The organism is Gilliamella sp. WF3-4 (assembly GCF_001690275.1).
In the GTDB taxonomy this organism is placed as follows: Bacteria; Pseudomonadota; Gammaproteobacteria; order Enterobacterales; family Orbaceae; genus Gilliamella; species Gilliamella apicola_C.
Genome location: NZ_LZGW01000056.1, coordinates 108,456 through 133,848 on the forward strand (window position 1 = coordinate 108,456; position 25,393 = coordinate 133,848).

Annotated in this window: 23 protein-coding genes and 1 pseudogene; 14 read left to right on the forward strand and 10 right to left on the reverse strand. The window is 34.9% G+C overall.

Annotation, left to right across the window (positions count from 1 at the left end):
* From A9G47_RS13715 to A9G47_RS12785, 7 genes are all read left to right on the forward strand, one after another.
* The gene (locus A9G47_RS13715) at nt 1–504 is read left to right on the forward strand and encodes a hypothetical protein (protein ID WP_081303676.1); all 504 of its coding nucleotides are present in this window, start codon (nt 1–3) and stop codon (nt 502–504) included.
* A gap of 31 nt (nt 505–535) precedes the next feature.
* Nucleotides 536–778, forward strand: a complete 243-nt coding sequence (locus A9G47_RS13720) for an RES domain-containing protein (protein WP_255309226.1) — start codon at nt 536–538, stop codon at nt 776–778.
* A gap of 540 nt (nt 779–1,318) precedes the next feature.
* Nucleotides 1,319–2,980, forward strand: a complete 1,662-nt coding sequence (gene recN / locus A9G47_RS12765) for a DNA repair protein RecN (protein ID WP_065566137.1) — start codon at nt 1,319–1,321, stop codon at nt 2,978–2,980.
* Nucleotides 2,981–3,031: 51 nt separating this feature from the next.
* Complete coding sequence (gene coaBC / locus A9G47_RS12770) at nt 3,032–4,258, forward strand: bifunctional phosphopantothenoylcysteine decarboxylase/phosphopantothenate--cysteine ligase CoaBC (RefSeq protein WP_065643068.1); 1,227 nt, start codon at nt 3,032–3,034, stop codon at nt 4,256–4,258.
* The gene (dut, locus tag A9G47_RS12775; protein ID WP_065566139.1) at nt 4,242–4,700 is read left to right on the forward strand and encodes a dUTP diphosphatase; all 459 of its coding nucleotides are present in this window, start codon (nt 4,242–4,244) and stop codon (nt 4,698–4,700) included. The genes coaBC and dut overlap by 17 nt, the downstream gene beginning before the upstream one ends.
* On the forward strand, nt 4,697–5,290 hold the full coding sequence (gene slmA / locus A9G47_RS12780) for a nucleoid occlusion factor SlmA (RefSeq protein WP_065566140.1): 594 nt from the start codon (nt 4,697–4,699) through the stop codon (nt 5,288–5,290). The genes dut and slmA overlap by 4 nt, the downstream gene beginning before the upstream one ends.
* 61 nt (nt 5,291–5,351) lie before the next feature.
* Nucleotides 5,352–6,185, forward strand: coding sequence for a mechanosensitive ion channel domain-containing protein (locus A9G47_RS12785; RefSeq protein WP_065566141.1), 834 nt, complete (start codon nt 5,352–5,354; stop codon nt 6,183–6,185).
* A 56-nt stretch (nt 6,186–6,241) separates the two neighbouring features.
* On the opposite strand, the gene cysE is transcribed toward A9G47_RS12785, so the two are convergent.
* Nucleotides 6,242–7,003, reverse strand: a complete 762-nt coding sequence (gene cysE, locus A9G47_RS12790) for a serine O-acetyltransferase (protein ID WP_065579527.1) — start codon at nt 7,001–7,003, stop codon at nt 6,242–6,244.
* A gap of 171 nt (nt 7,004–7,174) precedes the next feature.
* A complete protein-coding gene (locus A9G47_RS12795; RefSeq protein ID WP_065566142.1) occupies nt 7,175–8,416 on the reverse strand; it encodes an oligosaccharide MFS transporter in 1,242 nt (413 codons plus the stop codon).
* A gap of 210 nt (nt 8,417–8,626) precedes the next feature.
* Here A9G47_RS12795 and A9G47_RS12805 point away from each other — a divergent pair, with 210 nt between their 5' ends.
* Both A9G47_RS12805 and A9G47_RS12810 read left to right on the forward strand, forming a co-directional pair.
* Nucleotides 8,627–9,631, forward strand: a complete 1,005-nt coding sequence (locus A9G47_RS12805; RefSeq protein WP_065579452.1) for a LacI family DNA-binding transcriptional regulator — start codon at nt 8,627–8,629, stop codon at nt 9,629–9,631.
* A 558-nt stretch (nt 9,632–10,189) separates the two neighbouring features.
* Nucleotides 10,190–11,671: a SulP family inorganic anion transporter gene (locus tag A9G47_RS12810; protein WP_065643070.1), complete on the forward strand. Its 1,482-nt coding sequence runs from the start codon at nt 10,190–10,192 to the stop codon at nt 11,669–11,671.
* 201 nt (nt 11,672–11,872) lie between these two features.
* Here the strand turns inward: A9G47_RS12810 and A9G47_RS12815 are convergent, their stop codons facing one another.
* On the reverse strand, nt 11,873–13,342 hold the full coding sequence (locus tag A9G47_RS12815; protein WP_065643071.1) for a glycoside hydrolase family 32 protein: 1,470 nt from the start codon (nt 13,340–13,342) through the stop codon (nt 11,873–11,875).
* Between the two features lie 315 nt (nt 13,343–13,657).
* Here A9G47_RS12815 and A9G47_RS12820 point away from each other — a divergent pair, with 315 nt between their 5' ends.
* On the forward strand, nt 13,658–14,617 hold the full coding sequence (locus A9G47_RS12820) for an aminoimidazole riboside kinase (RefSeq protein ID WP_065566147.1): 960 nt from the start codon (nt 13,658–13,660) through the stop codon (nt 14,615–14,617).
* Nucleotides 14,618–14,713: 96 nt separating this feature from the next.
* Here the strand turns inward: A9G47_RS12820 and ispC are convergent, their stop codons facing one another.
* From ispC to deoC, 3 genes are read right to left on the reverse strand one after another with little or no spacing between them, the layout of a single operon-like run.
* Nucleotides 14,714–15,892, reverse strand: a complete 1,179-nt coding sequence (gene ispC, locus A9G47_RS12825; protein WP_065643072.1) for a 1-deoxy-D-xylulose-5-phosphate reductoisomerase — start codon at nt 15,890–15,892, stop codon at nt 14,714–14,716.
* A 1-nt stretch (nt 15,893) separates the two neighbouring features.
* Entirely contained in the window at nt 15,894–16,664 is a 771-nt protein-coding gene (deoR, locus tag A9G47_RS12830; protein WP_065643073.1) for a DNA-binding transcriptional repressor DeoR, read from the reverse strand.
* Nucleotides 16,665–16,721: 57 nt separating this feature from the next.
* A complete protein-coding gene (gene deoC, locus A9G47_RS12835) occupies nt 16,722–17,387 on the reverse strand; it encodes a deoxyribose-phosphate aldolase (RefSeq protein WP_065643074.1) in 666 nt (221 codons plus the stop codon).
* 987 nt (nt 17,388–18,374) lie between these two features.
* Here deoC and A9G47_RS14700 point away from each other — a divergent pair.
* Nucleotides 18,375–19,138 (forward strand): annotated as a pseudogene (locus tag A9G47_RS14700) (IS256 family transposase); the annotation flags it as partial.
* Nucleotides 19,139–19,149: 11 nt separating this feature from the next.
* On the opposite strand, the gene A9G47_RS12845 reads toward A9G47_RS14700, so the two are convergent.
* Nucleotides 19,150–19,668, reverse strand: coding sequence for a hypothetical protein (locus A9G47_RS12845; RefSeq protein ID WP_065643076.1), 519 nt, complete (start codon nt 19,666–19,668; stop codon nt 19,150–19,152).
* A gap of 218 nt (nt 19,669–19,886) precedes the next feature.
* On the reverse strand, nt 19,887–20,567 hold the full coding sequence (locus A9G47_RS12850) for a JAB domain-containing protein (protein ID WP_065568213.1): 681 nt from the start codon (nt 20,565–20,567) through the stop codon (nt 19,887–19,889).
* Between the two features lie 153 nt (nt 20,568–20,720).
* Here A9G47_RS12850 and A9G47_RS12855 point away from each other — a divergent pair, with 153 nt between their 5' ends.
* Entirely contained in the window at nt 20,721–21,470 is a 750-nt protein-coding gene (locus A9G47_RS12855; protein WP_065643077.1) for a hypothetical protein, read from the forward strand.
* Nucleotides 21,471–21,908: 438 nt separating this feature from the next.
* Here A9G47_RS12855 and A9G47_RS14060 read toward each other — a convergent pair whose 3' ends face one another.
* Nucleotides 21,909–22,346 (reverse strand): hypothetical protein, encoded by a 438-nt coding sequence (locus A9G47_RS14060; RefSeq protein WP_141674868.1) that lies wholly within the window; start codon nt 22,344–22,346, stop codon nt 21,909–21,911.
* Nucleotides 22,347–22,436: 90 nt separating this feature from the next.
* Entirely contained in the window at nt 22,437–22,514 is a 78-nt protein-coding gene (locus tag A9G47_RS15095; protein WP_442903048.1) for an IS3 family transposase, read from the reverse strand.
* A gap of 524 nt (nt 22,515–23,038) precedes the next feature.
* On the opposite strand from A9G47_RS15095, the gene A9G47_RS12870 reads away from it, so the two are divergent.
* Together A9G47_RS12870 and A9G47_RS12875 are read left to right on the forward strand one after the other, a co-directional pair.
* Nucleotides 23,039–24,115 carry a hypothetical protein gene (locus A9G47_RS12870; protein ID WP_065643079.1) on the forward strand — a complete coding sequence of 359 codons (1,077 nt, stop codon included), beginning with the start codon at nt 23,039–23,041 and terminating at the stop codon, nt 24,113–24,115.
* A gap of 114 nt (nt 24,116–24,229) precedes the next feature.
* Nucleotides 24,230–25,195 carry a hypothetical protein gene (locus tag A9G47_RS12875; protein ID WP_065568209.1) on the forward strand — a complete coding sequence of 322 codons (966 nt, stop codon included), beginning with the start codon at nt 24,230–24,232 and terminating at the stop codon, nt 25,193–25,195.
* Nucleotides 25,196–25,393: the final 198 nt, after the last annotated feature.

Sequence of the window (25,393 nt, forward strand, 5' to 3'; positions counted from 1 at the left end):
ATGATCACTTATCTCTGTTGTATTAATTGCTTTAATGATATTCATTTAAAAGTTTTTATTCAAAACAATAGCCAATTAGCAGATAAATGTGATTTCTGTTCCTCTGAACAAAGCATATGTTTAAAGCCATCCATCCTTTTAGAAAAATTTGAATTTCTCATTGATTGTTTTGAAGAAGATAATAATGGAAACCTTCTTTCAACTTTGCTTAATGATACTTATGTCATATTTCACAAAGATATGAATAAAACCGAATTGCTTTTGCAAAAAATTTTGGGTGAAACATATAGAGAAAAGAAATATAAACCAAGATTTGATACTTCATCTTATGCAAAACAATGGAATCAATTCAAAGATGAAATAAAATATGAAAATAGATTTTTTCCAGTAAACTCTATTTACTCCTCTATCTTCGATATAAACCAAAAAGAATCTATATTTTTCGAACTATTATCACAATTGACAAAAAAAATTTCAAAAAAAACAAACTTTTTATCGAGCTAGAATAAGTGAAAAGGAGCTCAAAAAAGAAGATATGGGATCCCCCCCAAAAGGTACATCTTCTGCAGGTAGGGCCAATCCTATAGGAATTTCCTATTTATACCTCGCTAATAATTTAGAAACATGCATATCAGAAGTTAGACCCAATAATGCAAGTTCTATATATGTTTCAAAGTTTAATATCAATTGTGAGGATATGAATATACTTGATCTAACAAACCCTAAAAAAGATACTTCAATTATGGCTTTTGAAGCAGATGCATTAGGCCATGTTTAGAATTATTAGAAATTTTGTCTAGCGAATTATCGAAACCGATTTTACCAAATAACTCAATTATAAATTACATTCCGACTCAATTATTATGCGAGTTCATAAAATCAGTAGGAAAATTTAATGGTATTGCTTTCAATAGTTCATTTAATCATGGAACTAATTACGTATTTTATGATCCTAATAAATTTACAGTAAGCTCTCCTGAAAAATATAAAATTAATGCGATATCTTACAATTTTGAGGTAATTAATGCGTAGTTTTAAATAATTCTTTTGATAAATTTATTTAACTAAGCACCCTAACACCAATTTTTATAATTGTTTTTAAAAGATATTTAATATACATAAACATTAAAAAATAAATGTATTCCTTGTGCTCAAAAATAATTGGATTCATTAATCATCTAAATAAAAATACAATAAATAATAATCATTTCAATATCCTAATAGTAAATCCTTCCCAAAAACACTAACCTGTATTTATTTACAGTACTTTTACTGCTATACTGCCAATATTATAACTAGCCTTATGTATTAATTTATTATGATAACTCAACTAACTATTAATAATTTTGCTATTGTGGATCAGCTTCTTGTCGATTTTACTTCGGGTATGACCGCTATTACCGGTGAAACGGGTGCAGGGAAGTCGATTGCCATTGATGCATTGGGATTATGTTTAGGCAATCGTTCCGATGCCTCATCGATTCGCTATGGTGCAGATCGCGTTGATATTTCTGCAAGTTTTGTACTTGATGATACACCAGCTGCTTTTGCTTGGCTCAGTGAAAACCAACTTGATGAAGGCAATGAATGTATTTTACGGCGCGTTATTAATCAAGATGGACGTTCTAAGGCTTTTATTAATGGTCGTGCAGTACCTATTTCGCAATTAAAAGATTTGGGGCAGATGCTCATTCAAATTCATGGTCAACATGAACATCAACGGCTTTTGCGCAGTGACTATCAACAGTTGTTACTAAATCATTATATGAATGAGCCAACACTGCTAACACAGATGCATCAAGCTTATAAGCAATGGAAAGATGCAGTGCGTACTTACCAACAATATGAAGCTTCACGGCAAGAACGTGACGCACATATGCAACTTTTGCAATATCAGTTAAAAGAACTTAATGAGTTTTCGCCAATTGAAGGAGAATATCAACAAATTGACGAAGAGTACAAGCGATTATCAAACAGTGAACAATTAATTAACCTTAGTCAACAATCAGTCATGCTATTAGATGAAACTGATGATTATAATGTTAATAATTTACTAAGTAGCGTAAAAAATAGCGTTCAAGAACTAGCTGAACTCGACCCTTTCTTAAATAGCGTTTATAACATGTTAGAAGAAGCCTCTATCCAAATTAAAGAGGCAAGTGATGAACTGCGCCACTATAGCGAGCGTTTAGAACTCGATCCTGCTCGCGCCATGCAACTTGAACAGCGAATTTCAAAGCAAATTGCTTTAGCTCGCAAACATCATGTATCTCCCGAAACCCTACCCGAATTACATCAAAATTTGTTAGCTGAATTTAAACAAATTAATCAACAAGATGAGCAAAGCGAGCAACTGAAAACAGATATAAAAAAATATCATCAAATTGCTATTGAAATTGCGGCTAAATTACACCAAAAACGCTTAACAATCAGTAAAACGTTAGCGAAAAACGTGACCGCAACGATGCATGAATTATCTATGCCAAATGGACAATTAAGTATAGATATTGCTTTTAACGAAAATCGATTAAACAGCGATGGGGCTGATCAAGTAACATTTTTAGTCAGTACTAATGCCGGTCAAAATCCACAACCGCTGGCTAAAGTCGCATCGGGTGGCGAATTATCCCGTATTGCTTTAGCAATTCAAGTGTTAACGGCAAAAAAAATGGATACGCCTGCGTTAATCTTTGATGAAATTGATGTCGGTATCAGCGGTCCAACTGCCGCCAAAGTAGGGCAGCTATTAAGAGAGCTTGGGCAATCAACGCAAGTTATTACCGTTACGCACTTACCACAAGTAGCAGGGCAAGCTAATCAGCATTACTTTGTTAGTAAACAAACTAATAGCAAAAAAACGTCCACAGATATGCAAAAATTAGACAATGATGGACGGTTAAATGAGTTAGCGAGATTATTAGGTGGCGATAAAATTACAGATGCAACATTAGCCAACGCAAAAGAGCTACTTATTATCTAATTTAATTGTGGTAATATAGCGCTTTCATTTTAGGTGTGAAGGAAGCTTCTCATGAGTTTATCTGGTAAACGTATTTTATTAGGAATTACAGGTGGCATTGCTGCTTATAAATGCCCTGATCTTGTTCGCCATTTAAAGAAAGCTGGTGCGCAAGTGCATGTCGTTTTAACTGATTCGGCTAGCCATTTTGTCACCAAAATGACCCTACAAGCCGTATCTGGCAATCCGGTATCAAGTGATCTATTTGATCCTTCAGCTGAGCTTTCTATGAGCCACATTGAACTCGCAAAATGGGCTGATTTTGTCCTAATTGCTCCCGCTACAGCAAATATAATTGCCAAAATGGCAAATGGAATTGCCGATGATCTGCTTTCTACCATTTGCTTAGCAAGCTCTGCACCGATTGCTATTGCACCTGCGATGAATCAACAAATGTATAAAGCCACAGCAACTCAACATAATTTATCAGTATTAGCATCAAGAAATACCCTAATTTTAGGCCCTGATAATGGATATCAAGCCTGCGGAGATATAGGTCCAGGCCGAATGCTTGAACCGCATACTATTGTTGAAGAAATTGCTCACTTTTTTTCTAAAAAGTCGGTGCTTTCAGGTTTGTCTATTACAATTACAGCAGGTCCAACCATTGAAGAGATTGATCCTGTTCGTTACATTAGTAATTACAGCTCAGGAAAAATGGGCTTTGCTATTGCAAACGCGGCTGCACAAATGGGTGCAACAGTGACGTTAATTAGTGGGCCAGTTCATTTAAATACACCAAATAATGTCAACCGAATTGACGTTAAAAGCGCTAGACAGATGTACGATGAAGCACTAAATCACGCGCAAAAATCAACTATTTTTATTTCTTGCGCCGCTGTTGCTGATTATCATGCTAAAACAATTGCAACGCAAAAAATCAAAAAAATAAGCGATAACGATGAACTTACTATTGAATTAGTTAAAAATCCCGATATTGTTGCAAGTGTAGCAGCACTAAAAAGCCATCGGCCTTTTGTTGTTGGATTTGCTGCTGAAACCAATGATGTTAAAGCTTATGCAATAAAAAAATTAATCGATAAAAACTTAGATTTAATTTGTGCTAATGATGTTTCAGATAAAACTATTGGCTTTAATTCCGATCAAAATTCATTAACACTATATTGGCAAAGTGGTGAGCAAACGTTACCATTAAGCAGTAAACAACAATTAGCAACACAGTTACTTCAAGCTGTTATAACACGATATAAAGCGAGTCATGATGAAAAGAAAAATTGATATAAAAGTATTAGACAAACGACTGGGGAATGAATTTCCACTACCTACCTATGCAACGGAAGGATCTGCGGGTATTGATTTACGAGCGATGTTTGATAAAACAACTGAAATAAAACCAGGCGAAACCATCTTAACACCTACGGGGCTATCAATGCATATTGCTGATCCTAGCTTGGCTGCATTAGTATTGCCTCGATCAGGACTTGGTTCAAAAAATGGTATTGTGCTTGGTAATTTGGTTGGTTTAATCGATTCTGATTATCAAGGTCAGCTATTTGTTCCTGTTTGGAACCGTAGCCAAACGCCTTTTGTGATTGAAGCAGGTGATAGAATTGCCCAATTAATTATCGTTCCAGTTGTGCAAGCAGAATTTAATATTGTTGATGAATTTATTGAGTCAGCACGCGGTGAAGGTGGATTTGGACATTCGGGTAAAAAATGATCGTGAGTAGCAAAAATAAAAATCGCAAAGAAGACATATTACAAGCATTGGCAACGATGCTCGAATCCAATGAAGGGACTCAGAGAATCACAACAGCTAAATTAGCCGCAATGGTAGGTGTCTCTGAAGCTGCGCTATATCGACATTTTCCAAGCAAAACAAAAATGTTTGAAAGCTTAATTGTCTATATTGAAGATATCTTGTTATCTCGTATTAATGTGATTATACAAGAACAATCTGCTACATTTACTCGCTTACAGCTTATTCTTGCGTTGATATTAGGTTTTTCTGAAAAAAATCCAGGATTAACCAGAATTATGACTGGCCACGCATTAATGTTTGAGCAAGAACAATTACAAGAACGTATTAGCCAGCTATTTGAACGCATTGAAACCCAAATCAAACAAGTTCTACGTGAGCGAAAAATTCGTGAAGGAGTTGCATTCATAACAGATGAGCGTATTTTATCTAGCCAATTGTTAGCTTTTTGTGAGGGCATGATGGCACGATATTCTCGTTCAGGCTTTAAATATCTACCAACAACTAATTTTGACACACGTTGGGCTTTATTAGCCAAACAATTGGTTTAATCAATTTGGTAAACCAATACCTTGTTAAAAATTTTTATTACCGATTACTGAGGATAATACGATGAATTTTGAAGATTTTTCAAATCATGCCATTTCGTTTATCAAAAGGTACGATGGAGTGGTTTTTAGCTATATTGCACATTTTTGCTTTGCTATTATTATTTTTATTATTGGTAGAACTATCGCTAAATTTATTAGCAAGCAATTAAAACGAATATTATTAAATCGCCACGTTGATCCGACGGTAGTTAAATTTGTCAGCGCTTTGTCGTACTATGCCTTTATGGTAATGACATTAGTTGCCGTTTTAGGTCAATTGGGCGTACAAACCGCTTCGATTGTCGCTGTTATTGGTGCTGCTGGTTTAGCTATTGGTTTGGCATTACAAGGCTCGCTATCTAACTTTGCAGCAGGCGTTATTTTAATTATTTTTCGACCATTTAAAGTCGGTGAAACAGTAGTCATCAATAGCCAGCAAGGTGTTATTGATTCCATACAGATATTTTCAACATCTATTGTTACCCCTACCAATGAACTAGTTGTGATCCCTAATAGTCAGGTTGTCAGTGCCAATATTATTAACTATACACGCTTACCTGAAAGGCGTTTAGATTTAGTGATCAATGTAGGCTATAACTCAGATATTCAAAAAGTATACCAAGTGTTAAAACAAGCGGTTGATAAAACCAGTAATATATTAACCAGCAAAGAGCCAACCATCCGGTTAGATGTCTTAGATGCTTCCTCAATGAATTTTAATGTATTAGTTTGGACATTAAATGAAAATTACGGTTCAGTAAAAGGGGAGTTACTTGAAAATATCAAAAATGCGCTAACAGAAAACAACATTAATATTCCATATCCAACAATGGATGTAAATCTTAATACTAAGTAATTTACTAAAGCTCCGTTGATAGATATCAACGGAGTTTTTACATTAGTTAATAGCAATTAAATATCTTGATCCATATTTAAAGCTGGTTTTTCACAATCAGGGCAACCAACCACTTTCGCTGGCACACCAGCAACGGTTGTATGTTGTGGCACGGGATCCAACACCACAGAGCCAGCACCAATTTTAGCGCCTTTACCTATCTCAATATTACCTAAAATTGTTGAATGTGCACCAATCATTACCCCTTCGCGTATTTTGGGGTGACGATCACCGTTTTGTTTACCTGTTCCGCCTAATGTTACTGATTGTAAGATAGAAACATCATTCTCAATCACCACTGTTTCACCAACCACAATTCCTGTCGCATGATCAAACATCACGCCACAACCAATTTGAGCTGCGGGATGAATATCAACACCAAACACTATCGCAATCTGGCTTTGTAAAAAAATGGCTAGTGATTTACGATCTTGCATCCAAAGCCAGTGAGCAATCCGATAAGCTTGTAATGATAAAAAGCCTTTATAATAAAGTAGTGGTGTTGAGTAATAATTAGTTGCAGGATCGCGAATATAGACAGCGATAATATCATTTATAGCTGATTGAATAATGCTTTCATCTGCTTCGTACGCCTGCCGAGCAATTTCACGAATTTCAATAGCAGGCATAACCTGAGAAACAAGCTTATTGGCTAAAATATAACTTAAAGCATCCCCTAGCTTTTCATGGTTTAGTAAAGTTGCGTGGAAATAACTAGCTAGCATCGGTTCGCTTTCAACTAATGTTGAGGCTTCTTGTCGAATGGTTTGCCATAACATTTCGGGTTTAACAACAATCTTTGCATCGTTCACAACAAGTTCCTATACACATTAACTAAAATTGCTAACATTGTTTCGCAAACTTACCTTGGAAGCAAGTACTGTATTAAGCTGGCATCATTAAAAAGTCAAATGGCAACGTATGTTTCCATTTTTTAATGAATACCCCAACTAGTCGCAGTTCGCTTTCTTATCATCACTTAAAGTAAATATTGCTATTACTGAAGTAAGTAAAACAACACCAGAAAGCACATAAAATGTTGTCGCATAGCCAGTATTATCAAATAATTTACCCACTAGCCATGATAGTACAATAACGCCAAGGTTTGATGAAATATTAAAACCAACTAAATAAAGCGTAGCGGATAATCGAGCGTCAAAATGGCTTACGATATATTTAAACATGGCTAAAATAAATAATGGAATTTCAATCGCATGAAATAGTTTAACAAATGAAATTAGGTAAATATTATCTAATGTTGCCGATAACCCAATTCGGCAAATCATAACTAACGCTGCAACTAACAATGATTTTTTAGCCCCCATTTTGTTAATAAAATAAGGCGCTATAATCATACAAGTTGCTTCTAAAAAGACTTGAAATGAATTTAAATAGCCATAGATTTGATAACCATCTTCTGATTTTTCAAAAAAGCTCGTATAAAAATTCGGAAATAATTGCTGATCATAAATAGTATAAAAACTATAAGTACCGATAACAAAAAGAACAAACAACCAAAACTTTTTCAATCCAAATAGTGAAAAAATTTCACCCATTGTTGGTATGGTTGATATTTTTTCTGCTGCAATATTTTTATTATGAGCCGTTGGCATTTGACCATTTTTGGGTTTAAAAATAATGTTAATAGTCAAAAAGATAACAGCAACACCCGATGCCATCCAAAAATTAATATGGGGATCAATACCAAATAAAATACCTGCAACAAAGGTTGCCGCCGCATAACCAAATGATCCCCAAAACCGCGCAGAACCAAATTCAAATCCAAATAATCGACTAATACGTTCGATAAAAGAATCAATCAAAGCACTGCCTGAAATAAAGCTAGCACTTAAAACAGGTGCACCGAGACAAACTCCCCAAATAAAATCATGTCGCAATAAAGGTTCATACACATAAATTAAGAACGGTCCAATCAGTACCATAATGATACTTTGAAAGGTCACAACCGCTTTTCCTATTTGTAATTTATCTTGAATAATGCCGTAGAAAATCATGAAAAACATTGCAGCAGCAGAGTTAGCCGCATAAACAATACCTAACTGTTCACCCGATAACCCAATTTTTTTTTGTAACCAAATTGCATAAAAAGACCACCAAAGCGACCATGCCGCGTAAAAAGTAATAAGGTAGCCAGATGAGAACCAATAATTTCTATTTTGTATCATATTCATGTTTATTACTCTTATGTTGTTGAAGTTTAGGTAGGTTTAACGTTAACATGTTAATGTTAACATTATGGGCATATTTCAGACGAAATGGATAGAACCAATTATCATAAATGTTATTTTCCTCACACTTTTTCTCATTTAAATTTGTGATATCATCATGCATGAGCAATGGCTAATAATTATTTTTATCTTATTGAACAAAAGGATATAACAATGGCTTCTCTTAAGGATGTTGCAAAACTAGCATCGGTTTCATTAATGACTGTTTCGCGGGCAATAAATAATCCTGAAAAATTAAATAAAAAGACTTATAAACGCGTTAAACAAGCTATTGAACAACTTAATTATGTTCCTGATTTATCGGCAAGAAAAATTCGTGGTGATAGTTCAGGACCTTGTGCTATTGGTGTATTAGCATTAGAAACCGCCATGACGCCATTTTCAGTAGAATTACTACAAGCCATAGAAAAAACCGCACAAAATCACGGTTGGAATACCTTTATTGTTAATTTATTTGATGATAAAGATGCCGATCATGCCATCAATACCCTGCTATCGTATCGCCCTAACGGTATCATCTATACCACAATGGGACTAAGAAAAGTTGAACTTCCTGAAAAGCTATTAGATAAAAATGTTGTATTAGCCAACTGTATAACGGATTCAAAAAAGTTAGCTTGCTATATTCCTGATGACTATTTAGGTCAATATCAAGCCATGCAACAGGTAATAAAGAAAGGTTATAAAAAACCATTATGTATCTATTTATCAGAAAAAACGCTAGCAGGAAAAACTAGGCGCACAGCAGCCGAACAAGCATGGATTGATGCAGGTAACAATTTGGATGATATTACCAGTTATCACACATCAATTTTGTCAGCTAACCTAGCTCAAGAATATATGGTGACAATTGATATATTGAAACAACATTGTAATAAAAAACCAGATTTTGATGTATTAATTTGTGGTAACGATCGGATCGCTTTTGTCGCTTATCAATTTTTACTTGGTCGGGGTTTTCATATTCCAAATGATGTTGCTGTGCTAGGTTACGACAATATGGTGGGTACTGGTGAGCTATTTTATCCGCCATTGACAACAGTCCAATTGCCTCATTATGAGATTGGTGAACAAGCAGCTTTACATATTATTGATGGCAAAACCCAAAATGAAATAATACCTGTAGCGTCACCTTATTTAAAAAGACAATCTTTATAAGAAAAATTAAAGACTATTAAAACGAGTAATGCGGTATTTATCATTTAGCGTGTAATACGTAAAAATACCCATCATTCATATCATGTTATTGTCAAACATAAATATACGTCAATCAATTGATAATTAAGTAGGTCTATATCTTACTAACTAGTGGTTGAATATTGCCACAAGAATATGAACAATTGTATTACCAAAAAGAGCCATTTGCTAAGGTCAGCATAGACTAATATTTGGGTGAAAACCCAACAGATTACATTTATTCTATTTAGGTTAGGCATTACTAAGTTATCGTACTTTAACCCCTTTAATATATTATAATATTTAACTATAGTTAAGAAATTAACCTTGTACAACTAGTTAAGTTTTATTATTATGAAAAAATAAATTTCATTTTGGAGTATAGCTGTGTAGTTTATTGCGAGTTGTTCTTATCAATAATAATTATAATTACTCGCGTGATGCACAGAAGTCAGGCTTCCCTATCAAATTTTGACAATTTTCTAACGCATTGCTTCACGCTGTAATTTTCTTTTGTTTTTTCAGTGGTGGTAAAATTCAATGCAATCTTTACGTCAAGAATGGTTTTCAAATATCAGAAACGATGTCTTATCAGGTATCGTTGTAGCTCTTGCTCTTATTCCTGAAGCAATTGCTTTTTCAATTATTGCAGGTGTTGATCCCAAGGTGGGATTATATGCTGCTTTTTGTATAGCGGTTATTACCGCTTTTGTGGGTGGCCGTCCTGGAATGATCTCTGCGGCTACTGGTGCAATGGCATTATTAGTTGCAAGTCTGGTTAAAGCACATGGGATTGAATATTTACTAGCTGCAACCATACTATGTGGTATTTTTCAGATTATTGCAGGTTTTGTTAAATTAGGAAATTTAATGCGTTTTGTATCACGCTCAGTAGTAACCGGCTTTGTTAATGCATTAGCGATCTTAATATTTCTAGCACAACTTCCTGAACTGACCAATGTAACATGGCATGTCTATATGATGACTATTGCAGGGCTTGCTATTATTTATCTCTTCCCTTATGTCCCTAAAATAGGAAAAATTTTGCCATCACCGTTACTCTGTATTCTTATCCTTACGGGTATCTACATATATTTTGGGATGGATATAAGAACCGTTGGTAATATGGGAGCACTCCCTACGAGCTTACCTACCTTTTTGCTCCCTAATGTGCCTTTTAATCTTGATACATTATTGGTTATTCTGCCTTACTCAATTTCATTAGCAATTGTGGGATTATTGGAGTCGATGATGACCGCAACCATTGTGGATGATATAACCGATACACCAAGTGATAAAAACCGAGAGTGCAAAGGGCAAGGTATCGCCAATATTATCGCCGGCTTTTTTGGTGGTATGGCTGGTTGCGCTATGATTGGTCAATCAATGGTGAATATGAAGTCAGGAGGGCGAACGCGTTTATCCTCATTGATAGCCGGATCTATACTTTTATTATTAGTTGTTTTTTTGCAAGACTGGGTGAGCCAAATACCCATGGCGGCATTAGTTGCTGTCATGATCATGGTTTCAATTGGCACCTTTAACTGGGACTCGATAAAAAACCTTACATCGTACCCACTTTCAACCAATATTGTTATGCTTGCAACAGTCATTGTCGTCGTATTTTCCCATAATCTTGCTTACGGCGTATTTACGGGAGTATTACTAGCATCATTGTTTTATGCCAATAAAGTTGCCCATTATTTGCAAATTAAAAAGGAGCAACCAGTTAAACAGCACCGTATTTATAAAGTATATGGACAAGTATTTTTTGCCTCTTCTGCAAAATTTATTAGTTCATTTGATTTAAAAGAGGCTGTGCAAAAGGTAACAATAGATCTTACCCAAGCGCATTTTTGGGATATAACGGCTGTAGCAGCCTTAGATAAGGTTGTGATTAAATTCCGCAAAGAAGGTGCACACGTAGAAGTTTTAGGGTTGAATAAAGCCAGCAGTACAATAGTTGATCATTTTGGCGTTTATGATAAACCCGATGCTAAGCAAACATTTAATAACCATTAAAAATAATGGTCTGCGTTGATGGCTCTACATTATCATTTATTGTGCGATTATGTGGTATGGAGTAATAATAAACTTATGACACAAATTGTATGATCAATTATGTTACCTAAAAAGCCATTTATCGCACAACATTTAAAACTTCTCAATAAAAAGCTCAGTTTTCAAAGCCAAACTTCACTGCCAATTGGCAGTGAATAGGCATTACGCATAAATAGATTTTAACTGCCAGCTTTCTAGATTTGTGATTTTAGCACTACCATTTTCAGCAAATAGATTGACAATTCGCTCTGCTGGTAACTTAGGATAGATACGGCTTGAAAAGCTATATAAATCACCATTAATAAAAACTTCAACAGATGAAGCATCAACATATACATGCAAAGTTAATTTTTGTTTTTTTGGTAATGGTACGCTACGATAACCTTTTAATTCAAGCCCCGATAAACTACGATCAAGTACAATCCGCTTAGATTGTAGATCAACATATAATAATGTCGCTTGTTTACCGTCTTTCGTTGCTGCTAGCTGTAAGCCAAATCGTTCAGCCGTGCTTTGCGTCAAATCAAATTCAACGTTAAGCTCGCAGCTAATAGATTCAATATTAGTATTTTTAAGCTCATTAGTAAGGGTTAATTCCTCAAATAATTTTGGCTTTTCTCGTAATGCTTCAAGCTCTTTGATGGGACGATTTCTGACTTTATTATCTTGATCTAAAATGAGCTCACGGGGAAGGGTAAATGCTCCAGCCCATTTATCTTTTTTACTTGGCATAATTGATTCCCACATATCCATCCAAGCAAAAATTAAGCGCCGACCATCAGCAGCAAGAAATGATTGAGGTGCATAAAAATCATGGCCAAAATCCATTTCTTGAAAAGGTTTAATCATTGAGAATTGTTGCCCTGGTTGCCAATCACCTACAAGGTAACCTGATTGAAAGCGATTACGATATTGATAACCTTTTGCTTTCATACCTTGTGGCGAAAACATAAGGATCCATTTATCACCAAGTGGAAAAAAGTCAGGGCATTCAAGCATATAAACATCAGGATCGATATCACTCACCAAAACATGGTCAAATTGCCAATTTTTTAGATCATCCGATCGAAATAACAAAACTTGCCCGACGTCTTGTGGGGTTCGTTGACCGACTACCATCCACCATTTACCATCTTGTTGCCACACTTTAGGATCGCGAAAGTGCATAATTCCGCTTTTTGGCGTAAGTACGGTGCCTTGTTTTTCAAAATGAATGCCATCTTTACTAGTTGCAAGGCATTGGGTTTGCTCAATTTGCTCATCATTACCTTGCCCATTTAACCAAATATGACCAGTATAAAATAAACATAATTTGCCATTATAATCCACTGCCGATCCTGAAAAGCAGCCTGATTTATCAAATTCTTGATCAGGAGCAATGGCTATTGGTAGCCTTTTCCATGTGACTAAATTATCGCTAACTACATGTCCCCAATGCATTGGTCCCCAGTTTTCATCATAAGGGTGATGCTGATAAAAAGCATGATATTGGCCTTTAAAATAAATTAAACCGTTAGGATCATTCATCCAACCTGCGGCTGGTGCTAAATGAAAATGAGGATAGTATTGTTTATTCATTACTTTTTCTAAATTTTTGACAGCTTGATTGGCTTTATCAATAGCAGTAGACATAAAAATCCCCTTTTTATCCAATATTAGATACCTTTAACTAAATAGTATCCCAATTTAATTGTTAACGTTAACTATTAATGTAGTTAGCGATAAAATATGTGATGATAGTCACATATTTCTAATATCAACAATGAATTTTTTGTTAAATAATTTAGTTTATGGCAGACTTTTAAAAACAAGTCATAATTAATTCAACAAAAAATTAAACATCAATGATGTTATTAAAAAGTAAAAAAGATGATGTATTTTACAAAGCACAAGTAATTTATACCTGTGCTAGATTACCGCAGTCACTAACTATAATCGAGTTGAAAAATGAATAATACTAAAGTTTGGTCCCTTGGAGATGCTGTCATTGATTTGTTGCCATTTGGCGATATGAATTATCAAGCTTGCGCTGGTGGGGCGCCAGCTAATGTTGCTATTGGTGTTGCTAAATTAGGATTACCTTCCGCTTTTATTGGTCGGGTGGGTAATGATCCTTTTGGTGATTTTATGGAAACGACTTTCCGTAAATATCACGTTGATTGTCAATGCCTTGAAAAAGATGAACAACATCGAACCAGTACTGTAGTTGTCGATTTAGGTCAAAATGGCGAACGCAGTTTTACGTTTCTTGTGTCACCTTCAGCTGATCAATTTTTGTCTCAGCAAGCAATACCTGATTTCAACCAAGATATTTTACATTTTTGTTCTTTAGCTCTCGTCGGGCATCCTTGCCGGCAAACAGTCAAAACAGCAATCGAACGCCTTACAGCTAAAAGTGGCTTAATCAGCTTTGATATTAACTTGCGCGAGCAGATGTGGCCAAATAAAAACGAAATGCGCACAACTATTACGCAATTTTGCCATGATGCTGATATCCTCAAGTTATCGGATGAAGAACTATTTTGGTTAACACAATGCAATGATTGGCATGAAGCACTAAGAAAGCTACAACAACACTATGAAGCACCATTAAAGCTCATTACCAAAGGTAAAGATGGCAGTATTGTATTATGGCAAGGTAAAATCTTTACTTTTGATTCGTTTCATGTAAATAGCGTTGATACCACTGGCGCGGGTGATGCTTTTGTAGCAGGATTATTAAGCAGTATTGCATCATCAGGCATGCCAGAAGATAAGCTAATGTTAGAAAGCATGATGACTATAGCTAGTGCTTGTGGTGCCTTAGCAACTACTCAAAAAGGCGCATTAACCGCATTACCTGATAGTGTATTTTTACAATCATTTATTAGCGATAACCCTACATTAACTGCGAAACAAATGGCCTAACAAAGAGTGCCACTAATGGGGTAGTAAAACCATAATTTTGGTTGTCAACTGCCCTTACTTAAATTTAATTCATTGTTTGTTAAAACTAAATAATATTTAGCACTGGCCACATTGTGATCTTGCCCACTGATCTATTATAAAAACATCATCAATAGTTGACGGTTCAGGAAAAGTTAATTTTTCTAAGGTTTTTGATACATTTTTAGCAATATCCATAAAACCAATTTTATTTTGCAAAAAAGCCTCAACCGCAACTTCATTGGCAGCGTTCAGTGCTGTTGTGGCAGCCTGACCTTGATTGGATGCCTCTATCGCCAATTTTAAACAAGGATAACGATTAAAATCAGGTTGTTTAAATGTTAAAGCCGAAATTTGGCAAAAATCCAACGGTGGCACACTCGATGGAACCCGATCAGGGTAAGACATAGCATAGGCAATTGGCGTACACATATCTGGCACTCCCAGTTCAGCCAACACACTTCCATCTTGATAACGTACCATAGAGTGAATAATCGATTGCGGATGAATAAGAATTTCCATTTCCTCAGCACTGGCATTAAATAACCAACGTGCTTCAATGTACTCTAATCCCTTATTCATCATAGTGGCCGAATCGACAGAAATCTTTTTACCCATTGACCAGTTAGGGTGAGCAATGGCTTGCTCTGGTGTAACTGATACAAGCTTATCTAACGCCCAATCGCGAAATGGCCCGCCAGAGCCAGTTAAAACGATCTTAGTAATACCCTGCTCAGCCAAATTAGCAAAACCTAAATTATGCTGTACTTCGGTTGGCAAGCTTTGATAAATCGCGTTATGTTCACTATCTACAGGTAATAACTCAGCACCATACTTTTTAACCGCTTGCATAAATAGATGCCCACAAGTCACTAGTGATTCTTTATTGGCAAGCAAAATACGTTTACCTTTTTTAATGGCAGCAAGGGTTGGCTTTAGTCCAGCTGCCCCCACAATAGCCGCCATAACTTGATCTATTTCTGGCAATTGCACTAAATCACAAATAGCTTGTTCACCACTTAATACTTCAACATCCAATTTTAGATTAGCAAGATTTGCTCTTAATTGAGCAGCCGCTTGCTCTGTTGCCATGGCAACGTATTTTGGCTTAAAGTCTAAACATTGCTCAGTCATTTTTATCACATTATTGCCACCAACTAAAGCATAAGCTTTAAATTGATGTGGGTTTTGAGCAATAACGGTTAAAGTACTGCAACCAATTGAGCCAGTCGATCCTAAGATTGCGATATTTTTCATATTAATACATCAAGTTAATGTTATGGTTATTGAAAAAAGTGATAAATTCCTTAGCAGGAGCTTTATCTGTAATAATTTGATTAAACAGCGTTAACTCGCCAATAAAAGCCGGCTTAACTTGATTAAATTTAGTATGATCAACAATCAAAATATTATCATTCGATTTTTTCATGGCTTGCAACTTCTTATCTAGCTCTTCCAAATGATAGCAAGTTACCCCACGAGTTATATCAATCCCAGCTGCCGAAATAAACGCTTTATTTGGGCAAATCCAATTCAATTCACTATATTGCCCTATAGTGGTGGTAAAAATCGCATTATTTACCTGATACTGACCACCACATAAAATTGTCTTACAATTCGGCTTATTTTGTAATGCTAAAAATGCGTTTAATGAATAACAAATAGCGGTAAAAGTAACGGAATCATCAATAGCATCAATAATAAAAGGTATTGAGGTACCGCAATCAAAAAAGACGGTATCATTATCAAAAACTAATTTGCTTGCTCGTTTAGCAATGTGTAACTTTTCGTTAACTTGTTTATCTTGTTGGTCTGAAACAAAATATTGTGTTGCTTGATAACGAGCATCGCTGACAATATAGCCACCTAAAACACTTAATGAGGCAGGAACACTATTTAAATCTCGCCGAATGGTCATTTCTGAAACCGCTAACAGCTTAGCAGCATCTTTTAAATGAATCTTATCAGTTTTTGTTAAAATTTGAATGAGCTCATTAATTCTTTTTTGTGATTGTGATTGCGTTTCCATTCAGATTCCATCAACAACAATAAGCAACATAACGTCGCTTATTGATGGGTTTATTGATTAATAATTGCTTGATGATGTAGTGTTACCAGAAACAATAGCAATACCAGCACTTGCACCTAGTCGTGTTGCACCCGCTTGGATCATTGCTTCCGCCATTTCACGATTGCGAATACCACCAGACGCTTTCACACCCATCTTATCGCCCACGGTTTTGCGCATTAATTTAACATCTTCAACAGTGGCACCAGCAACACTAAAGCCTGTTGAAGTCTTAACAAAAGCCACTCCGATTTCTTTACAAATGGTGCAGACTTTAACAATTTCTTCTTTCGTTAATAAACAGGTTTCTAAAATGACTTTTAATGGCACTTGACCACAAGCTTTAAATACCGCTTCGATATCATTTTTAACAGCGTCCCAATCATTGCTTTTTAACCAGCCTACATTAATCACCATATCGATTTCTTGTGCGCCCGCTTTAATCGCCATTTCGGTTTCATAAGCTTTAGCGCAAGTCAGCATAGCACCAAGTGGAAAACCAACGACAGAACAAACTTTAACATCACTGCCATTGAGTAAGCTTGCAGCTAAAGGAACATAACCTGAATTCACACAAACAGAATAAAAATGATATTCCTTGGCTTCATCACAGAGTTTACGAATTTGATCTTCCGTCGCATTCATTGCGAGTAAAGTATGATCAATATACTTTGCATAGCTCATAACGAGATCCTTAAATTGTCTTTGTAATAATGTCTAATAAATATTGTTAGTAGGTAAATGAATAGTAATGTTACAAAAATAACAAATATAAAGCCATAATGTTATTATAATAACATTATGTAACAATTGTATAAAATAGTACAGTCAAAAATAGCTTTTTAAAAAGCAGAGCGCGATCTTACAAAGATTAGATTTAAAAAAGTAAGATTTTTTGTGATGTGTTTAATTTAGCTATTCTTTTATATGCCAATTTTACCACTGCTAACACCGCTTTCGGCGTTGGCAGGTCACTTACGCAACCAATTCGCTTCGTTATTTAATTAGTTCACCCACCTTGTAAGCGAAAGGTTGTGCCTTACGCAGCAACCTTTCTTAAATAGCCTCGGCTAGATTAGTCCATATCAACCTCACGACCAAGGACTAAGGTCTAAGGACCGAGGCGCAAAAAGTCTGGCTAGAGTCTCTCGACCGGTATCTGTATATCTCACCAGTGCCTATCTACACAATGAACCGGTCGAACCGTTCACTATCCGGAGTAGCGTCACTCGTCCAGTGGTCGTCGGTACAGCTGGCACCAGGGTAGTTGAGCAAGTTGCCCCACTCAGTGAGGAAACCGGCGTTAATATTGCGCTGGTAATGATTACTAGATGAAAATGGCGTGGCGCCGACTGAACCTTCACAGTCAGAACCTACCATGGCACCTATACGCTGCGAATGAGTAAAATCCCTTACTCTTGGCATCTGGTAACCGATACTTCTACACCAAGACAATGAATTAAAATAGTCATAGTAATTATATTCACCTCGGCTGACGAACCACTGCTTTAACTTAAATCCATACTTGATAACAGCACTACCATGACTATCTCGACCAACTAACTCGAATGTCGCTAGCAAAGAGGGACGAGGTATAATCGAATAAGTAGCAGAACATGTCTGACTTAGCTTCAGCTAAACGACGATAACTCCCCCACAGAAATCCATTCACTTTTCAAACAGCTCACCGAAGTGGCATTATCTGCGGAGTTAGATTCTCATTTAGCCAATGCTCTTACTTCTAATCGACGAAACAGTGAAAGTTCAAAGACAATAACATTAGGCAGCTTCGAAGTTGATGTACCAAGAGATAGGACTGGTTTATTTGAATCTCAACTCATCAAAAAAATCAAACAGATGAAATTGAAAAAAATTCTATGCATGCGCTAGGGATGAGTTATAAAGACATTAGCCAGCATATTGAAGAGATTTATACTTTTTGTGTTTCTTCTGCAACCTTAATCGTCATTACAGATAAAATCATTCCCGAATTGTGATGATAGCAACAACGACCACTAGAGTCGGTTTACCCGTTAGTCTGGATGAATGAATGCAATCCATTATAAAGTAAAAGAAAACGGGGTTATCACAGCAAGGCTGTTTATAACGAACTAACCCTTAATTTAGCAGGGAAAAAAGAAGTATGAGGTTGATATTTATCTGAAAACGAAGGGGCGAATTTTGAGTTATCGGTTTTGACCGATTTGCAAAACAGAGGGGTAAATGACATTTTAATCACTTGTGTGGATGCCTTGGTTGGTTTTTCTGAAGTGATTAATACCATTTACCCAAAAATAGCGGTTCAGCTTTGCATTATGCATCAAATTCGTCATTCAATTAAGTATGTTGCTTCTAAACATCACAAAACCTTGATGAGTGATTTAAAACCAGTCTACAAGGCGGTGTCTCGTGATGCGGAAATTGATGCGTTAGAGTTTCAATCAATTTAGTTTTTAACTAATTTTTGCCCATAAGCATTAATTTGGTTATTTTCTACTTTGTAGGTAAATCCCCATTTCTTATTCAGCTCTTCGATTATTTTTTGGTTCAAAGCTGTATTTTCAAAACTTGGTCTTTTAGCGATAAATAGGTTTGAAAAAAAACTTTGATTTGTAGCATCTTGCTCTATTGTTTTGAGTGCCTTATATGTTTTTTTGGCATCTAGATGCGGTATGTGGTTACATAATAGTGTGTATTTATCATCTAATGAAAACACTTCACATGTGAATAACTCGATTAATAAATTGTAACAAATGGACTTAATTTGTTGAGTTTGCGTTTTATATTCTATGCATAATTGTTTTACTTTATTTTGTATGACATTAGTTGCGGAATTATAGTATTGATTATTCGTGATAATGGCTAAATCATCAGTATTAAAATTGTTTTCTAAAATGTGCTTTTGAAGCGCTACTGAATCGTTTGCATAATTAATGGAAATAGGAACATTTGTTAAACCTAACAATGACGTTTTTTGCGCTGAACTTAACTCTGTTGATAATAGATTTATTATCTCATCATGATCAATTAAAGAATCATCCTCTTTTAGTTTATCTATATATCCCTCAAAATTATGGGTAATAAGTTCTAAAATATTGTCTGGATAGTTTTCTCTTATAAACTCTAGATTTTGCTCTTCTAACTGTTTATAAAATGCACTATTATTTTAAATTAATAATTCTCTCAACTACTCTCACCGTAATCCCCCAAAATCTTCGCAATATTTTCAATAGATACGCCCTTTTCCAGTAACGCATTAATTAGTATTTTCTTTTCAGATTCAGCTTTTTCTCGACGAGCTTTTTCTGCTTTTGCTTTCTGCTGAGCTGTTTTGGTCTTATCCCTCTCAACCGCTAATTTTTCTTTTGCAATTTGTTTTTCTTGTTTACGGATGCGTTCAACTACTTGGTAAGTCGGAACATATTTCAAGCTTTGTTCAAGTTCAGCCATCAGTTTGATGTTGCGAAAGCTGATATAGGTTTTTGGGGTGATAATTAAGTGGTCGGTAAGCTCGATATTTAAAATATGGGCAACTTGAATTAAGCGGTCGGTGATATCTTTATCCGCCTCTGAGGGGATTAGCGATCCAGACGGGTGATTATGCACCAAAATCACCCGTGAGGCGTTTTTCATCACCGCAATACGAAACACGTTCATTGGTTCAATGTTGACCGATTTATAAGACCCAAGCGCAATTAGTTCAATATACAGGATATAACCCGCTTGATTCATACCAATCATCCAAAGATGTTCCTTTTCTTGGTCTATCTTGTCTTCACGCAATAACACACGCTGCATAATGCTATACACGTCGTCTGTGCTTTCAATATAGCGTTTATCATGTTTGGTTAGTTTAATATCCATCTTATCGCCTTGTAAAATCAAACGAAAAATAATATAGCATATTCTGTTTATGCTGGGCAGTCGTTAATCAAATAATTCCACCTGTTCACTTTTTAGGTTATATTATTTGTAAAAAATATTCAGGATTCTATACCGTTTTAAAGGAGATCAACAATGTATCACGCTATTTTACCCGAAGAGCAGCATTCTGCTGCTAAGCGCTTTTTGCAACAAGTCCCGTCATTAATCGCAACAAGTTCATTATGTCGACGCCTTAAGCCTGTCGCATTACTGATTGACATTGCGCCCATGACGTTAATTGCTCTGCCACATAGCTTGATTGCCAATAAATTTCACCTTTCACCACGAGCTGCTCAAAGGCGAGATAACGTTATTCGTCAGTGGCTAGCGCAGTATGAGCCAGATCTTTATCAAGCAATACTGAATCTTACACAAACGATGCCGGTAGAAGTGTCTAGACAAGCTCAGGCATTTAAGTTATGGCTGACCAAGCTACTTGGTACGTCAGTTATGCCTTGCGATTATTGTGGATCGCTTAGTACAGTTCGCATTGGGTACCGCCTTAATTTTCGTTGCCGAACCTGTCGCCGAACGTTTAATCCTCTCAAAAAGTATTATCTTGATAAATTATCTCATTGTGAACTGTGGTTACCTTTTGTTGATTTATTACTACAAGGTGAGACATTTAAAACGATTAGCCAACAATTGGGAATTAATACCGATACCGTCGCTAAGTGGCAACGTTATTTTTTGGAGATAATGGAATTACAAGGATTTTTGGCATTGGCTAACTATTATCAAATAAAGCGATGTCAACGTTACCGTCAAACATGGTTAGACATGCACACTGATGACTCGTTTTTACCCGCTAGCAAATCGCATTTTAGATCTAAATCATCATAATGTTTAATGCATTTGTAAAAAAGATTCAGGATTCTATACCGTTTCAATCATAAATTATTATGCTCAATGATTTGTTAATGGTAATAGGCAAAAGGCTTTAGCATCCTTAACGTGTTAAAAATTTAGATATAAATTAGAATAAATAACCTAAAGGAGTAGAAAACAAAAATTAGCAGAATTAGCACAAGCTACATGATATCCATAGGCATTATACCTGTAATCAGGTGTGGGGATTTCCATTACCGAATAGTGATTATGATGTGCGTGGATAAGCGACACGATTTCTGAACTACATTTTAAGGCGGATAAGTTAGCGCGTTTTTTGCACAAGCCTTAATGAACTTAAAATAAGACAAGAAATACAGAGTGGCAATCCAATCTGATGAGTGCCACAGTATAAAATAAGTGGGCGATGCTCTGGCTGATTTGGGTAATTAATTATTGCTTCAAAGCAAGCTTACTTGATATTTTTTGTATTCCACCAATAGAATAATGACAGCATAATAAAATTGCTGGATATATTATAAAATTAAGGGTTACCAGTGATGTAATACCTAAAAATCCCATAATAAAATCTAGATTAAAAACCGATTTATTAGTCTCTTCCACAATTAACATGAAGACAATAGGTGACATTAAGATAATTAGAATACCAATTGGCACTCCGCACATCACTAAACCCATCGGCCGATTTATTTTATATAAAAGGAAGATTGAAATCAGAATAAAACAGAAATAACACAAACCATAACACATCAAATAATATAATTCTGGTGTGCGATGTTTTGCGATAATCGTTCGATAACACCATTGGTAACTTAGATAGGCACCTATAAAATTAAACAATACGATAATTAATAAATTAATTATTTTCATTAGTTTGCCCTTTATTATCTTCAATTTCTTTTACAGCTTATGCCAAAGAGTCTGGTGGTATGTCCACACTTTTTAGTACAAAAAATAAGGTCATCGATTTCTTTTATATTCAATCGGCGACTGTCCATTTAATATTGAATGAAGCCTGTTATAATTAAACCAATCCACATAGTGATTAAATTCCAATTTAAGTTGCGCCAGTGATCAAAAATAGTATTTGGCATAAATTCTGGTTTTACGGCTTTAAATGTGCTTTCTGCAATTGCGTTATCATAAAGACAGCCTTTGCGACTTAACGACCGTTTAATTCCAAATGCTGTTAAGCATTTATCAATCAAATGATTATCAAACCCTTTTCCTCTATCAGAATGAAAAAACTCAATCGTCTGTAAGTTCATGGATATTTGACTCATCGCTTGCATGACCCGTGCCGCTGTTTTATGCCTGCCAGCACTTCGTCCCACTATTTCACTCAGCAATATATCTTGTGGTTGCTACGTCAATTGTCGCTGATAATAGAAACGATTTCCCGTTACATTTAAACATCGACATAATGCACGTAAACGGTATCGATTGCCATTGTTTTTACCTTAGGTTACTTATATAAAAATTAATTTTTTCTACCCTTAATCTTAGCTAATTTATATACTGGAATAGACTTAAAATCATTATTTAGTGAACAATAATTTGAAATGAAAAAAATAATATTAATATTATGTATATCAATAAGCGCTATCTGCAATGCGAAGGAGCATTGTTCAAACAAAATAGAAGCTAAAAACTATTCGTTCGAGATTAATTCAAAATCGTATAACTTTATATCTTATCGTTGTGATGATGAAAATAATGAATTTTCAAAACCCGCTATATTAGAAGTAAAAGGTGATAATGTGGATTATCAACTTGAAAATTTGATTGGATCTTATCATTCACTTGATGTTCAATTTGCCAATTGGAATAATCAACCCGCATTGTTTTACAAGCATGCAACAACAAATAATATTCAAGGCTACATTCCAATAACAATTCAAAACAACAGACTAACTATTGACTGCAGCTATGTTAAGAGACGGTTAATCAACTTGATGGAAACCCGATATTCTTATTGCACTGAAAGAAAGCAGATTAACAATATTAAAGATTTAAATGGTTCCTTGGCTCTTTTTGATCCTCGCCAATTAAATTCTTACTCCTATTTCCCTCACACTGATGAAAGTTTATTACATAAAAATTTTGATGTTTTTGTTGGTAAAGTGGGTGATATTAGTTTTTATCAACACTATCAATCAATTAAGGATTATGATTTAGATAAATATACAGTAATAATAGCAAATAAAGATAAGCAATATCATTTCAAAAATGTCGAAGTATTTCAAAGAATTAAAGAATTAGGTGAATTTGAATACCAACATATGATTGGTTTAGATATTCTCAATTCTAACGGTAATTTTACTTTTTATGATATGGACAGGCTTTCAGATATACTGGATAACTCAACCGAAAAAAGCGATATTCATTCTTATATTCAACTAGAAAAAGTTCAACTTTATGAACAACCAGACTTTCAATATCCAACTTATAACTATTTAAAAAGAAACGATTTTGTCAAAATTTTAGATGTAGAATTAGACAATGAGAAACTCAAAAAAACTAACCTTTATGAAATTTATAAAATGAGAAAGCTTTTATGGTTTAAAGTGAGTTATCAAAGTGAAAAATATGGTGAAATAATTAATTGGGTACCATGGAATGCATTTTACGCCGACTAGTAATTGCACGCCTAAATAAGCATAGACTATCAACTAAAATGCCATAAATTTCTATAAAATAATTCTTAAATGCTGTTAGTTTGAGAAGTGGATAATATGATTAAGTGAAAGAATATGAAAACAATAAAATACATTATAGTGGCTATCTTATGTTTATCCAACTTTGTATTTGCCAACTATTTTTATCGAATCGAAATCAGAACGAATGGCAAGTATAAAGAAGAGTATTATTACAATTATAATAATGATTTTGCTGGTAATGCAACTTTATATATCAATAATATCACCAATCATCCTAAGCTTTTAACCGAAAATGAGTATGACGCAGAGTCTGATGATAATCTTTCAGCTGATAAAAGATTAGCGTCATTACCTAAAACAGAATTAGAAAGTGAACTGCAATTTGGATGCTTTTCGGACTCAGAATTAGATATATTTGAAAAAAAATCTAAAGAAATAGAATTTTTACAACACAAGACAACTAAAGATTACTATTTCAAAATCGTTTTATCTATAAAAGGCTGCGCTTATAAAATGGTTGGCATTAATGTTTACCGAAAAAAAGACGGTAGTTTGTTACAAACAATTAATGATGCTGCTATTAGTGATTATGAATTTATGTCAATCGAAACAATAAAAAACGGTGATAGCACAGTAATTCATAGACCTGAAGGCACTGATGATTACAATTTTGATGGCATTGATAATGATTTTTTTATTTCTAAAACAACCGATGATGTAATGGGGGTGCCTACTTTTCATCGTTTTTACTCCTTTGATAAGAAAAAAGGAAAATTTGTTTATCTGAATTTAGATGGTCTCGATATTTCTTTTGATGAAAAGAAACAACAAGCCATTCAGAAAAAAATTTGTCCAATTAAAGAAGATAACGACATTGTAATCACTAAAACTTTTCAATTTGACACTAAAAAACATAGCTATACCTTACTTAATTCGGTATGTAATTATAAAAGACGTAGCACGAATGATTCAGATAAAGTATTTTCTCGTCAATGCACACAAAAAGAAGATAATTATTGCAAAAACGAAGATGAACTAGATAATGATTTTGGGTTTTAATACGAGATAGCTTTAATTAAAGCAAGAAATAAATCAAGCTGAAATTGAATTAGAAAATAAGGTAATTGACGGAAAAACAAGATGATTAAACGATTCGCTTATTAATATTCATCAACTTACTATGCCTATCTTTTACATCAAAAGCTGATGAGATAACACTTGAATCGATTCCTTCAACAGAAGGCGCAGGATTAATAT